Origin of the sequence: Streptomyces fulvorobeus, from assembly GCF_013167895.1 — a bacterium.
Taxonomy (GTDB): Bacteria; Actinomycetota; Actinomycetes; order Streptomycetales; family Streptomycetaceae; genus Streptomyces; species Streptomyces fulvorobeus.
In genome coordinates, this window is the sequence record NZ_BLWC01000001.1 from 168,421 (window position 1) to 181,120 (window position 12,700).

12 protein-coding genes and 1 tRNA gene are annotated in these 12,700 nt (G+C 70.4%); 6 read left to right on the forward strand and 7 right to left on the reverse strand.

Features of this window, described 5'->3' with window-relative positions:
* Positions 1-67 precede the first annotated feature (67 nt).
* From Sfulv_RS00775 to Sfulv_RS00790, 4 genes are all read right to left on the reverse strand, one after another.
* The gene (locus tag Sfulv_RS00775) at positions 68-1,108 is read right to left on the reverse strand and encodes a LacI family DNA-binding transcriptional regulator (RefSeq protein ID WP_173310304.1); all 1,041 of its coding nucleotides are present in this window, start codon (positions 1,106-1,108) and stop codon (positions 68-70) included.
* 152 nt (positions 1,109-1,260) lie between these two features.
* The gene (locus Sfulv_RS00780; RefSeq protein WP_173310306.1) at positions 1,261-1,422 is read right to left on the reverse strand and encodes a carbohydrate-binding protein; all 162 of its coding nucleotides are present in this window, start codon (positions 1,420-1,422) and stop codon (positions 1,261-1,263) included.
* 192 nt (positions 1,423-1,614) lie between these two features.
* Positions 1,615-3,693, reverse strand: a complete 2,079-nt coding sequence (locus Sfulv_RS00785; protein WP_173310308.1) for a SpoIIE family protein phosphatase — start codon at positions 3,691-3,693, stop codon at positions 1,615-1,617.
* A 228-nt stretch (positions 3,694-3,921) separates the two neighbouring features.
* Positions 3,922-5,982, reverse strand: coding sequence for a HelD family protein (locus tag Sfulv_RS00790; protein ID WP_173310310.1), 2,061 nt, complete (start codon positions 5,980-5,982; stop codon positions 3,922-3,924).
* Positions 5,983-6,269: 287 nt separating this feature from the next.
* On the opposite strand from Sfulv_RS00790, the gene Sfulv_RS00795 reads away from it, so the two are divergent.
* Positions 6,270-6,596, forward strand: coding sequence for an SCO4225 family membrane protein (locus Sfulv_RS00795; RefSeq protein WP_173310312.1), 327 nt, complete (start codon positions 6,270-6,272; stop codon positions 6,594-6,596).
* 16 nt (positions 6,597-6,612) lie between these two features.
* Here the strand turns inward: Sfulv_RS00795 and Sfulv_RS00800 are convergent, their stop codons facing one another.
* Both Sfulv_RS00800 and Sfulv_RS00805 read right to left on the reverse strand, forming a co-directional pair.
* Positions 6,613-7,206, reverse strand: a complete 594-nt coding sequence (locus Sfulv_RS00800; RefSeq protein ID WP_173310314.1) for an NAD(P)H-dependent oxidoreductase — start codon at positions 7,204-7,206, stop codon at positions 6,613-6,615.
* A 179-nt stretch (positions 7,207-7,385) separates the two neighbouring features.
* Positions 7,386-7,556, reverse strand: a complete 171-nt coding sequence (locus tag Sfulv_RS00805; RefSeq protein ID WP_173310316.1) for a hydrophobic protein — start codon at positions 7,554-7,556, stop codon at positions 7,386-7,388.
* A 531-nt stretch (positions 7,557-8,087) separates the two neighbouring features.
* Here Sfulv_RS00805 and Sfulv_RS00810 point away from each other — a divergent pair.
* On the forward strand, positions 8,088-8,555 hold the full coding sequence (locus Sfulv_RS00810; RefSeq protein WP_173310318.1) for a GNAT family N-acetyltransferase: 468 nt from the start codon (positions 8,088-8,090) through the stop codon (positions 8,553-8,555).
* A 164-nt stretch (positions 8,556-8,719) separates the two neighbouring features.
* Positions 8,720-8,795, forward strand: a tRNA-Trp gene (locus Sfulv_RS00815).
* Positions 8,796-9,146: 351 nt separating this feature from the next.
* On the opposite strand, the gene Sfulv_RS29995 is transcribed toward Sfulv_RS00815, so the two are convergent.
* Positions 9,147-9,275, reverse strand: coding sequence for a hypothetical protein (locus Sfulv_RS29995; RefSeq protein ID WP_256668773.1), 129 nt, complete (start codon positions 9,273-9,275; stop codon positions 9,147-9,149).
* Positions 9,276-9,933: 658 nt separating this feature from the next.
* Between Sfulv_RS29995 and Sfulv_RS00820 the strand changes: the two genes are divergently transcribed.
* The 3 genes from Sfulv_RS00820 to Sfulv_RS00830 all read left to right on the forward strand — a co-directional run bounded on the left by Sfulv_RS00820 (position 9,934) and on the right by Sfulv_RS00830 (position 12,618).
* Positions 9,934-10,161 (forward strand): hypervirulence associated TUDOR domain-containing protein, encoded by a 228-nt coding sequence (locus Sfulv_RS00820; RefSeq protein WP_173310320.1) that lies wholly within the window; start codon positions 9,934-9,936, stop codon positions 10,159-10,161.
* 88 nt (positions 10,162-10,249) lie between these two features.
* A complete protein-coding gene (locus tag Sfulv_RS00825) occupies positions 10,250-10,699 on the forward strand; it encodes a hypothetical protein (protein WP_173310322.1) in 450 nt (149 codons plus the stop codon).
* 260 nt (positions 10,700-10,959) lie between these two features.
* Positions 10,960-12,618, forward strand: a complete 1,659-nt coding sequence (locus Sfulv_RS00830) for a catalase (RefSeq protein ID WP_173310324.1) — start codon at positions 10,960-10,962, stop codon at positions 12,616-12,618.
* Positions 12,619-12,700: the final 82 nt, after the last annotated feature.

A 12,700-nucleotide genomic window follows, 5' to 3' on the forward strand; every position in this document is an offset into this window, starting at 1 on the left:
ACGTCTGACAGCGGCACACCGGCCACCTCCGGCCGGTAGACCCCACGTGCGGCGGGTTTCGGGCCACTCAGGCCGAGGCCCGCCGCACCAGTGTGGTCGGGGTGATCACGGAGTCGGAGCCGGCGGCGTCCGCGGAGTCCCCGCTGAGCTGGCGCAGCAGCATCCGCGCCATCAGCCGGCCCTGGCCCTCGACGTCCTGCCGCACGGTGGTCAGCGGCGGATCGGTGGCCTCCGATACCGAGTCCATGTCGTCGAAGCCGACGAGCGCCACCTCTTCGGGCACCCGGATTCCCCGCTCCCGCAGCACGCGCAGCGCGCCGGAGGCCATCAGGTCGTTGGCCGCGAACACGGCGTCGAGTCCGGGCCGCCGCTCCAGCAGCTCGGCCATCGCCCGCGCCCCGCTCTCCACGGTGAACCCTCCCTCGGCGACGAGCGCCGGGTCCACGCCGGGCAGGATGTCCTGGTAGCCGTGGAGCCGGTCCAGGGCGGAGGTCTGGTCGAGCGGCCCCGCGATGTGCGCGATGTGCTGCCTTCCGAGGTCCCGCAGGCACCGTACGGCTGCCCGCGCACCGCCGCGGTTGTCGGCGTCCACGTACGGCACGGCACGGTCGTCCCCGGCCACGCCCCAGCTCGGCCGCCCCCCGTACACCGTCGGCATCCCGGCCCGCCGGGTGATCGCGGGCAGCGGATCGTCGGTGTGCAGCGAGAACGCCAGGGCTCCGTCGACGTGACCGCCGGACAGATAGCGTGCGACACGGGCGAAGTCGTCGGGGCCCTCCACGATCAGGAGCACCAACTGTGTGTCGTGCGCGGCCAGTTCGCGGCTGATGCCCCGGAGCTGCTGGGAGAAGAACGGGTCGGAGAAGATGCGGTTCTCAGGCTCGGCTATGACGACGGCCACGGCTCCGGTGCGCCGGGTGACCAAGGTGCGGGCGGCGTGGTTGGGTACGTAGCCGAGCTCCTCGACCGCCTGCCGGACCTTGTCGACCAGTGGCTTGCGTACCCCGTCGCCCCCGTTGACGACCCGGGACGCGGTGGCCCGGGAGACACCGGCGAGCGCCGCGACCGCTTCCAGGGTGGGGCGGGGCCCGGGGAGCTGCTTGGGCAAGGCGTGAACTCCTCGTGGCTGGACGGCGGCCGTACGGGCCGACCATGGCGGCCACCGGACCGGCTACAGCCTAACGCCGCCCCGTGGGCGCGATCGGACCACGTGCGTGATCTCGTGCCCGGCCCGGCCTGCGTCCGAGCGGGACCCCTCGCTCAGTCGGCCTGCTTCTGCCACATCTTGACGGCCGTCCTGGGATTGGACGCGGAGTTCGACTTGTGGGTCACCGAGCAGCGGTACTGCTTGCCCAGATAGGTGACCCGGTCGTTGGCCGTGTACTGCCGGTTGACTTTCCACTCCGAGAATCCCGCTGCCATGTGAGGACTTCCTTTCCGCGGACCGACACGCTGTCGGCCTGCGGGGATCTTCCCACGTGCAGCGGGGGCTCCCGTCCCGCCGGACCCCGCTCACCGCGGAAGGGCCGGTAGGCCCGGCACGGACTGGAACCGGTACGGGCGGAGCGGCCGGCCACGCGAGCGCGCGCCCCGGGTCCCCCTTGGGCGCCCGGCTCACCTGCGGATACGGGCGATGAGCAGAGCCACGTCGTCGTGGTCGCCGGGGTGGCGCAGCGTGGCCAGCAGGCCGTCGCAGGTCTCCTCCAGGGTGCGGTGGCGCCCGTCGAGGTGGCTGAGGAGCATGTCCAGCCGGGTGTCGATGTCCTGGTCGCGGGTCTCGACCAGGCCGTCGGTGTACAGGAGCAGCTGGTCGCCCGGGTCCAGGTCCACGCAGGTGGTGCGGAAGGGGACACCGCCCACGCCGAGCGGGGCGCCGGTGGGCAGGTCGAGAAGGCGGGGCCGGTGTCCGGGCCGCATGTGGACCGGGGGCAGGTGCCCGGCGGTGGAGATGCGGCACTGGGCGCTGTGCGGGTCGTAGAGCGCGTAGACGCAGGTCGCGATGTACGGGGCGAGTCCGGCGGTGATCCTGTCGAGGTTGCGCAGTACGTCCGCGGGTGACAGGTCGAGGCCGGCGAGTGTCTGAGTGGCGGTGCGGAGCCGTCCCATGGTGGTGGCGGCGTTGATGCCGCTGCCCATGACGTCGCCCACGACGAGGGCGGTCCTGTCGCCGGTGAGGGAGAGGACGTCGTACCAGTCGCCGCCCACCTCGATCGCGGCGCCCGCGGGCTGGTAGCGGGAGGCGACCTCCAGTCCGTACAGGCTCGGGGGCGGGTCGGGCAGAAGGCTGCGCTGGAGAGTGAGTGCCGTGTCGCGCTGCGCCTGGTACCAGCGGGCGTTGTCGATACACACGGCTGCGCGGGCAGCCAGCTCCCCGGCGAGAGTGGCGTCGTCCTCGGTGAAGGGCAACGGATTGCGTGCGCGTACGAGGTCGAGGGCGCCGAGTACCTCGCCCCGGGCGATCAGCGGGACGGCCAGGTAGGAGTGGACGCCCGCCTCGGTGAGGAGCGCGGCGGCGTGGGAGTCGCGGGCGATGAGACGCAGATCGGCCTCGCCGACGTACGGCACCATGACGGGACGGCGGGTGTTGACGCAGCGGGCGACGAGTCGTTCGGAGTCGTAGCGGACCACGTCGCCCGGCGGGTCGGCTGCTCCCAGGGCGGTGGTGGGGTAGGCGGTGACGACGGCCAGAGCGCGGAACACCGCGGGTCCGTGCGAGGGGTCGGGGATGCGATGCCTGTGGAGGGCGGACTCCAGGACGTCCACCGCGGCCATGTCGGCGAGTTCGGGCACGGCGACGTCGGCGAGTTCCTGGGCCGTCTGGTCCAGGTCCAGGGTGGTGCCGATGCGCACGGACGCGTCGGCGACGACGGTGAGGCGGTGCCGGGCGCGTTCGGCGTCCAGGGCGGCGCGGTGCCGGCCGGTCACGTCCACGGCCGAGACACCGACGCCGAGAATCCGGCCGCCGGAGTCCTCAAGCCGGTAGAAGGAGACCGACCAGGCGTGCTCGGTTTCGGGGTCGGCGTGGGTGCGGCCCACCGTGTACTGGTCCACCAGCGGCACGCCCGTGTCCAATACCTGCCGCATGGCTGACTCGACGGTGTCGGCGTCCAGGAACGGCAGTGCCTCCCGCACACCGCGGCCTAGATGGCCCTGGGCGGACAGGCCGTTGATCCGCTCCAGAGCGGGGTTCACCATGACGTAGCGCAGGTCCGTGTCCACGACCGCCAGTCCGATCGGTGACTGGTCGACCAACCGGACGGAGAGAGCCAGGTCGCGCTCCACCCGCCGCAGCGTCGCCTGGTCGGTGGCCAGGCCGAGGGCGTACACGTCCCCGCGGTCGTCCGTCAGGCGCATGTTGCGGAATTCCAGCAGCCGCGTACCGCCGTCCTTGTGCCGTACGGGGAAGGTGCCCGCCCAGGTCCCCTCGCCGCCCATCACCTCACCGAAGAGCCGGAGCACCAGGTCCACGTGGGCCTCCGCCACGAGCAACTGCATGGCGAGCCGCCCGAGCGCCTCCTCGGCCGTGTAACCGATCAGTGCCTGCGCCTGTGGACTCCAGAAGACGATCCGGCCGTCCGAGTCCAGAACGATCGCCGCGACCCCGAGCACGTCCAGCAGCCCTCCCGGCGGTGAGCCGCCCATCCTGACCCGTCCGGCAGGGCCCAGATCGTCCTGCGATCCGTCTGTAGCCATTCTCTGCCGCTCCTTCCGCCCCGCAGGCAGGCCGGGTGGGTGATCGCTCTCCTCGGCAGGCGCCGTGGCCCCTCCCCATACTCCCCCGCCCGGGCCGCACCCGCAGCGCTCCGCCCGGAAGAGGCACTTCCGGGCGGTGACCTGTGTGCCGGAGGTGCCGGAGGCCGGTCCGAAGCCCTCCGGGAACCTGGACCCTCTTCGCGCGCACCGCCGGTCCGCCCGCGCCCGTTACGGCTCGAAGGCCCGCAGTGCGAGTGGCAGCTGCCTGGCATGCACGATGTGCAGGCGGGTGACGGCCCGGGTGACGGCCACGTACAAGCGATTCAGTCCACGGGGCTCGGCCTCGACGATGGCGGCCGGCTCCACCACGACGACGTGGTCGTACTCCAGCCCCTTGGCAGCGGAGGCCGGCACCACCGTGACCCGTGCGCCCAGGGTGTCCGGTCCCGCGGCGGCGATCCCGGCCGCGGTGAGAGCCACGCGCAGCCCGCGGGAGTCGGCGTCGGCCGCGATGACACCGACGGAACCGGCGTACACCAGTGCTGCCCGCACTGCGGCGACGGCAGCGGTCGCCGTGTCATCGGCCGGCGTGACGGTCACCTCGCCGTCGCGGCGCAGGGTGCGGGACGGGGGCACGTCGACGTCCAGTTGGGCCAGCAGGCGGTTGGCGAGTCCGGCGACAGCGGCGGGCACGCGGAAGCCGGTGGTCAGGGGCGTGACGACGGCTTCGGGCCTGCCCAGGTGGGAGAGGAGCCGTGGCCAGTCGCGGGCGGCCCAGGGGGTGGTGCCCTGGGCGAGGTCACCGAGGACGGTGAGCGAGCCGGAGGCGGAGCGCCGGGCGATGGCTCGGCACTGCATGGGTGAGAGGTCCTGCGCCTCGTCGATCACGATGTGCCCGTAGCCGGCGGGGCGCTCGATCATCCCGGCGAGTTCGTCGAGGAGTACGAGGTCGGCCGACGACCACCGGGCCGACCTGTGGGAGCGCGGCGGCCTGCTCCACAGGAGCGCGCTCTGCTCGGCCGTGTCGAGTACGCCCACGGCCGCGGCGGCGAGCAGGTCCGGACGGCCGAGCAGCTCCGCGAGGACCCCCTCGGGCCGTACGGCGGGCCAGACGGCGTCGAGCGCCGCGGTGAGCGGGCGCGCCCGGGACACCTTCTGGACCCAGAGCTCGGTGCGCGGGCCCGCACGACGCTCGGCCTGTTGCTGGACGGCGCGCACGACACGGGTGCGGACCCGTTCGCGTCCCACGGCGTACGGAGGCTCCTCGGACCGTACGTCCTGGACGATTCGCGCCAGCTCGTCGGCCGGGACGCGCCAGCGGTAGGAGCCGTCCGCCAGGGCGATGGAGGGCGCCCTGTCCGGGCTCACTCGGGCGTACAGCCCGCGGCGCAGGACGTCGGCGAGGCGGATGTCGTGCTTGACGAGGGCCGTGTGCTCGCCGTCGTGTGCCGTGACCGGATGACGGGCGATCTCGTCGTCGAGGGTGGACTGCCGCACGCTCGTCTCGCCGAGGGAGGGGAGCACCTCGGAGATGTAGGAGAGGAAGGTGCGGTTGGGGCCGAGGATGAGCATTCCGCCGCGCCGGATGCGCTGCGGGTAGGTGTAGAGGAGGTAGGCGGCCCGGTGCAGCCCGACCGCGGTCTTGCCGGTGCCGGGGGCGCCCTGAACGCAGAAGGTGGTCGCGAGCTCCTGCCGTACGAGATGGTCCTGCTCGGGCTGGATGGTGGCGGCGATGTCACGCATCGGCCCGATGCGGGGACGCTCGATCTCCCCGGCGACAATGCCGCTCTCCCAGCTCTCCCCCGCTTCGAGGTGCTCGTCCTCCAGGCTGGTCAGGTCGGCGCAGTCGCCGCGGCTCGCGTACGCCCAGCCGAAGCGGCGCCGGACCGCGACACCCTGCGGATCACGAGGGCCCGCCTGGTAGAAGGCCCGGGCCACCGGGGCGCGCCAGTCGACGACGAGGGGCGGTGATGAGGGGTGGGACGTGATGCGCAGACGCCCGATGTGGTAGCGCTGACCCGCGTGGTCACCCGCCGCATCGGCGTCCGTGCCGAAGTCGAGGCGTCCGAAGAACAGCGGCCCCTCAGGCAGTTCGCGGAACTCCTTCGCCCGCGACCGCAGCCGGTGGCCGAGCACTTCGGCGTCGGCGCCGGAGGCGGAGACGTCCTCGCCTACGGTCACCTGCTCCTGCGTACCGTCGATCATCGCGGCGAGCGCGGCGCGGCAGGCGTCGTGGAAGGATCGTTCCTGGTCAAGGGCGTCGGTGAGGACGAGGTCGGAGCGAGGCATACCCTCACAGTAATGCAACCGCGTAATTTTCGTTACTTGGTTACGTTGACACCCGGTGATGGTGACCGCCTGGAGCCGGGCCGCCGTGTGCGAGGTGCGGACCGGCCGTCCCGGGCACCCCGTCGATTCGCCGGACGGGCCCCAGGCTTCCACGGCACGGAAGCCGTACACGGATGACGCCCTGGGCGATGAAGTACGAGGATCATCCGCACTGGGTACGGATACTCATCACAGGACCCCGGCTCCGCACCACCATGAGGGCACACACCGTCTCTCCGGGAGCACCAATGACCGCTCGCACCCTCGCCCGACTGACCTTCGCCAACCCCGCTTCGGCGATATATCTCGGTCTCGTCGGCGCCTCCGTAGCCATCGCCACGGCGTTCACGCTGTTCAGCTCGGACCCCGGATTCATCTGGGTGTGGCCCGTCTTCTTCACCGCCCCCGCCTCGCTTCTCACCGTAGCTGTCGGCGGGTCGGTCCCGGGTGTCGACGACGTCCCCGCCTGGACCCTCCTGGGCGCGCTCATCGGCTGCGCGCTCATCCAGTCGTTCGTACTGGGAGCGCTCCTGGAGGCACTGCGCAGCCGCAGCCGGAGGACCGCACGCCGCTGACCCGGGCCGCGAAGGCTCAGGCCACCAGCGCCGCCGCCTGCCGGCGTGCCTGGTCGAGCCAGGCTGCCCGGTCCGCGTCGCCTGAGCCCGTGACCGTGCGGAAGACGGTCCGGCGTACGTCGCCGACTCCCACGTACGGCAGGACGCATGCGGACCAGATGCTCTCCAGCGGGTCACCGAACTCGCTCGCCTCCCGGTCGGCGGGAGTGTCGGAGGTGTTGAGGATCAGAGCCCTGCCGGCCCTGAGGAGCCCGGCGGGCTCACCCTCCGCGGTACCGAGCTTGTAGGCGACACCGGGCGCCAGTACACGCTGGACCCATCCCGTCAGGACAGCGGGCGGCATGCCCCACCAGTTCGGGTGGATGAACACCAGGGCGTCGAGCGCGGCCACCTCCGTGCGGTGCAGCGCCACCTGAGCATCGCGGGCGAGCGGCGCCGACCGCACTGTCCCCGTCTCGTCGGCGGACAGCACCGGTTCGAAACCCTCCGCACAGAGGTCGTGCGCCATCACCTCGCATCCTCCGCCGCGCAGTTCCTCCACCACGGCATCGAAGAGAGCGTGGTTGAAGCTTCCCCGCCTCGGATGCGCGAGATACACCCCTACACGCATGGTTCCTCCCCCACTCGACGTTCAGGTCAACGGATACCGGAGTGCTGACCGACCATCAGGTCCGTCACCCGGTCTGCCGGTGGTCATCGTCGTCGAACTCCAGCAGGCATGGGTCCGGGGTGGGTACCGGCACACTGGCCGGTACCCACCCCGGATCAGGAAAGGCGAATCTCCGCTTCCTACCAGCGGTACCAGCGGCCGCGACGGCCCCCGGTCCCTGCGGAGCGCATGACGAAGCCGAGCAGCCACAGGACCAGCACGATCACGGCGACGTACCACAGTACCTTCAGCACGAAACCGGCGCTGAAGAGAAGCACGGCGAGCAGAAGAACGAGAAGCAGGGGGACCATGGTTATCAACCTCCAGGACAGCATGTGCCCGGCCGGTCCCCCGTCATTCCCCTTGGTTCACGGCCGCACCCGGAACCGGTGTCGCGCGTGAACTGCGCGGTTTCCTGCCGATGGGGTACCGCAGTGAGGAAAGCCCCGGCTGGTCGGGGGAGGCCAGCCGGGGCCGTAGAGGGTGTGAGCGCGAAGGGGCGGTCGCCTCTCGGCGAGCGGCTCCATGGGGCTTCAGCCGAACGATCTTCCCCATGGGCTGTAGTTGAGGCCCGGGGACACTGTCCCCTTCGTACCCACATACAGATGAACGGTCAACCATCCCGGCTTGTTCCGGGCCCCCTCCGCGGTCGGCCGTGAGCTGCGCCACTGCCGTCCGGGCTCTCGGTCCGTGCCGCCTCCGGGCCGGAAGTGATCCCGGGGTACGTACACGGCGCGCCTTCTGGATCATAGGGAGATGACCGACGTGAAGCGTGTTCTGTCCAGCCGGAGGCCAAAAGGTGCCGCGAGGTGCGGCGACGTGCCGGAAGGCCAGGTCCGCCGATGAACGCCCGTACGGCGCGGGTGCGCCGTGCGCGCATCGACGACCTCCCCTTCGTCGCGGAACTGGCGGCCGAGCACGCCCGGTACGAACAGGCGCCGCCACCGCCCGGGGATCTGGCGCTACGCCTGGAGTCGCTCCTCTTCGGCGGCGCGGCTCCCCGGCTGCGGTGCTTCGTCGCGGAGCTGGGGGACGCCGAGATCATCGGCTACGCGTCGTGCGCACCCGAGATCTCGACGTGGAGCGGGACGGAGTACCTCCACATGGACTGTCTGTTCCTGCGGGACGGCCACCGCGGCCTGGGTGTCGGCCCGATGCTCATGGACGCCGTACGGGCCGAAGCACGCTCCCTGGGGCTCGGCCTGGTGAAGTGGCAGACCCCGGCGTGGAACGCGGACGCGATCAGGTTCTACGAGCGGCTGGGCGCCGAAGCGAAGGAGAAGCGCGGGTTCTCCCTGCCGGTGGAGTGAGAGCGCGTCGACGGCCCGGCTGGGGGCACGCTCGGCGGTCCCCGCCCGGACGTGCACCGCTGACGTCCAGCTTCCCCTGCCGACGAGGGAACGGGAATCACCCTGTTGACGCGCGCAATTCAGTTGGCCGGCGCGATGAGGCGTGCCAGGATGATCAACACCGAAGGGGTGTAGCTCAGAGGCCAGAGCGCCGGTCTCCAAAACCGGATGCCGCAGGTTCGACTCCTGCCACCCCTGCCATCCGTACGGCATCTCCCGCCGCGTCCCGGCCCACGACCTGCGTCAGCAGCCGCCTGGAAGGTGCCGGTCTTGCAGCACAAACAGCACAAATTGCGCGCAGGCGGGTGACTTCCACAACCGCGCCGTAGCCGGCGTTCGCGTCCAGGTTTCCGGGGGTGACCGTGAAGCCCGCCTCGCGAAGTCCCGGCGATGATTCCCCCCGGATGAGGTGGACCTGGCGCAGGTACACCTTCACGGCGAACGGTGACCCACCCGGACCTGACTCCGGGCGGCATCGGCCGGGGCCGCGCACGAAGCGCAGCCGCCGCTCATCCTCCGCTGAGCGCGGACCCCCTCCGTCCCCGGACACGGTCACTCGAATTCGTCGGTGACCGGCGGGAGGTTCGGCTCCATGAACAGGCCCGCGTACTGCGGCTTGGGCTGCTCGCCGTCGAGGCCGGGGCCGGTGAGCGTCTGCCTGTCGGCAGGGGTGTCGTCCACGCGGCGCTGCGCCTGACGGGGCGAGGCATAAGACATCGAGTCTCCAGTACATGGCGGTAGCGGTGGGAGGACACAGCCCGAGCAGACTGCAGGGCTGGTCCAGCGCCGGAATTTCGGCGCCGCTGCGACGGCGGTTCCACGAATCGGAATCTTGCCGCGCCTGGAGACTGTAACCCCCGGATCGCCGGGACAGCCAGGCCACCACGGCGCGGGGCGGACACCAGTGCCCGAGATCCTCGGGCGCCAGACCCTCCAGGGCGATGCCAGCTGGCCGCCTGCCGCCCGTCCGCCTGCGACGGGACGAGCTGCGAGGCGGCGGGGATCGCAGGCCGGCTGGTCGGCACGGCGAGCACGATCGTGCCCGTTCCCTCGATGCGCGGGGCGCACGCGCCGCTTCGCCGAGCGGGAAGTTGCCGCCGTACGAGGGCGTCCTGACGGAAGCCGGCGGCCCCCGAGACCAGCTGGGTGAGGAAGGCAACAACGTTGCAGGCAGCGGCGGTTGAGCACGCCCTGTCCACCCCCTCCGATCGAGGCGTGACGCCAGGCAGCAGCGGACCGGCGAGGCGGACGCCGACGAGAGCGCAAGCCCGCATCTTCCGAGGTGCAGCAGAGAGCCGCGGTGAGCACAGTGGAAGAGAGCGGAGACAGGAGTTGCCACATGGCGAAGGACGAGAAGTTCGACAAAGGCGACCACGTCGCATGGAACAGCCACGGCCAATCCGTACCGGGAAAGGTCAGGCGGAAAATCACGAAGCGTACGGAAGCAGCGGGGCGCACGGTCGACGCATCGGCTGAGGAACCGCAGTACGAAGTGGAGAGCGACAAATCCGGCCGCAGGGCGGTACACAAGCCCGATTCTCTGCGCGAGAAGCGCGAGGGCTCCTGAGCGGTGCGCATGGCAGAGCAGGTCGATTTCGCCCGGCACCGGCCCTGCCGAAGGAATGCGCGCGCATGACGGGGGCAAAATCATCCGTATGAACGGAGACATCAGCGAGGACGGGGACCAGCCGGGCGAGCGGCACCGGAGGCCCGACGGAGTCAGCCGTGCCTCGGTCGAAGCCCTGGGAAGCCTGTCGGAAGCCTTCGAGACCGTCGAACAGGCCCGTGGGCATCTGTACGCCTTCCACCAGCTGTCCGGACGCGCGGACCTGCTTCTGGGCGAGGCGGTGGAGAAGCTCCGGACGGCCGGGCACAGGGAACATGCTGACCTGGTGGATTCGGAGATCGTGGGACGCAATGTCATCCCGGACTGCTGGACCTTCCAGATCGTCGAGGCGTACAACGCCACGTACTACCGGCCCTTCGCCGATGTCGAGGAACAGGTGCGGCAGAAGATCGCCGGGGGCCGCACGCACCTCTACGAGGCGGAGATGAAGGAGGAACGCCGCACGCACGGTCATCCGGCGCACCGGGCGGGCCCCTGACCACCGTCGGCCGTTCAGGCCGCGACGGATGACGGGATACGCCCGGGCCGCTCCTTCTTTCGCCGCTCTGCGGTGGTGGGGGCGACGGGCCGGAGAGAGCATAGGTATATCGGAGACCCGTCTGCGGAGTGAGCGCTGCGGCGCCGCCGGAGCCGGACGAGGGGGCAATTTCTGTTGCCCGAAGTCCATTTTTCGCCGCGGCAGTGCCGCGTGGCACCGCATTCCGCATTCCTGGGAACAGTGAGAAGGAGCAGTTGGCTGTGACAGACGTAGCGAGCTCAGGGCCGGAACCGGACGACAACCGGCCGGAACTCACGAACCGGCAGGGTCATGCCGTCTTCGACAATCAGAACCAGCGCACGGTGGGGGCCAGGGGCCCGGCCACCCTGGAGAACTACCAGTTCCTGGAGAAGATCAGCCATTTCGACCGGGAGCGCATCCCTGAGCGCGTGGTGCACGCGCGGGGCGTGACGACGTACGGCTACTTCGAGGCGTACGGAAAGTGGGGCGACGAGCCCATCTCCCGCTACACCCGCGCCAAGCTGTTCCAGGAGGCGGGCAAGCGCACCGACGTCGCGGTGCGCTTCTCCACGGTGATCGGCGGCCGCGACTCGTCGGAGTCGGCGCGCGACCCCCGAGGATTCGCCGTCAAGTTCTACACCGAGGACGGCAACTGGGACCTCGTGGGCAACAACCTCGGCGTCTTCTTCATCCGGGACGCGATCAAGTTCCCCGACGTCATCCACGCGCTGAAGCCCGACCCGGTCTCGCACGAGCAGAAGCCGGGGCGCATCTTCGACTTCATGTCGCAGACGCCGGAGAGCATGCACATGCTCGTGAACCTCTTCAGCCCCCGGGGCATCCCGGCCGACTACCGCCATATGCAGGGCTTCGGCGTCAACACGTACAAGTGGGTGAACGCCGAAGGGGAGTCGGTCCTGGTCAAGTACCACTGGCTCCCGAAGCAGGGTGTCCGCAGCATGACCGCCGAGGACGCGGCGAACGTACAGGCCAAGGATCTCGGGCACGCGACGAAGGACCTCTACGACGCCATCCAGCGCGGTGACCACCCCGAGTGGGAACTCGTCGTGCAGATGATGTCCGACGACGAACACCCCGAGCTGGACTTCGACCCGCTCGACGACACCAAGACCTGGCCGGAGCAGGAGTTCCCGCCCAAGCCGGTGGGCCGGATGGTGCTGAACCGCGTACCGGAGAACTACTTCGCGGAGAACGAGCAGGCGTCCTTCGGTACCGGCGTGCTCGTCGACGGGCTGGACTTCTCCGACGACAAGATGCTGGTCGGGCGGACCTTCTCGTACAGCGACACACAGCGCTACCGGGTGGGGCCGAACTATCTGCAGCTTCCCGTCAACCAGGCCAAGAACGCGCACGTGGCCACCAACCAGCGTGACGGGCAGATGGCTTACGACAACGGCCACCACGGGTCGAATCCCGAGGTGAACTACGAGCCGTCCATCACCGGCGGGCTGCGCGAGGCCCAGTATCCGACGCACGACGAGCAGGGGCCGGAGATCCGTGGCCGCCTCACCCGTAAGCGCATCCCCAGGACCAACGACTACCTGCAGGCAGGGCAGCGTTATCTCCTGATGGAGGGCTGGGAGCAGGACGACCTGGTGACCAACCTCGTCGATCAGCTCTCCCAGTGCCCGCGTGCCGTGCAGGAGCGCATGGTCTGGCACTTCCTCCTCGTCGAGAACGACCTGGGCCTCCGGGTCGGCGACGGGCTGGGCATCAGCCCGAAGGACGTGGCGGGACTGGAGCCCTTGGCCGGCCAGGATCTGTCCGAGGACGACCGCAAGCGTCTCGCGCGGCTCGGGGACAACCCGCCGCGTGACGTCGAAGGGCTGACGATGACGCACTGCGTTGCCGATGAGCGGCACGCGGTGACCCGCTGAGCACGAGTACGCGTGAGGGGCGAGGCGGACCGGCACTCCGGGTGAGTGACCGGTCCGCCTCGTACCCGGGCCCTGGAGGGTG

Bases quoted from the DNA above. Each gene is read 5' to 3' on its own strand.
- Sfulv_RS00780 (WP_173310306.1), bottom strand. From the start codon at position 1,422: ATGGCAGCGGGATTCTCGGAGTGGAAAGTCAACCGGCAGTACACGGCC.
- Sfulv_RS00785 (WP_173310308.1), bottom strand. From the start codon at position 3,693: ATGGCTACAGACGGATCGCAGGACGATCTGGGCCCTGCCGGACGGGTC.
- Sfulv_RS00790 (WP_173310310.1), bottom strand. From the start codon at position 5,982: ATGCCTCGCTCCGACCTCGTCCTCACCGACGCCCTTGACCAGGAACGA.
- Sfulv_RS00795 (WP_173310312.1), top strand. From the start codon at position 6,270: ATGACCGCTCGCACCCTCGCCCGACTGACCTTCGCCAACCCCGCTTCG.
- Sfulv_RS00800 (WP_173310314.1), bottom strand. From the start codon at position 7,206: ATGCGTGTAGGGGTGTATCTCGCGCATCCGAGGCGGGGAAGCTTCAAC.
- Sfulv_RS00805 (WP_173310316.1), bottom strand. From the start codon at position 7,556: ATGGTCCCCCTGCTTCTCGTTCTTCTGCTCGCCGTGCTTCTCTTCAGC.
- Sfulv_RS00810 (WP_173310318.1), top strand. From the start codon at position 8,088: ATGAACGCCCGTACGGCGCGGGTGCGCCGTGCGCGCATCGACGACCTC.
- Sfulv_RS00820 (WP_173310320.1), top strand. From the start codon at position 9,934: ATGGCGAAGGACGAGAAGTTCGACAAAGGCGACCACGTCGCATGGAAC.
- Sfulv_RS00825 (WP_173310322.1), top strand. From the start codon at position 10,250: ATGAACGGAGACATCAGCGAGGACGGGGACCAGCCGGGCGAGCGGCAC.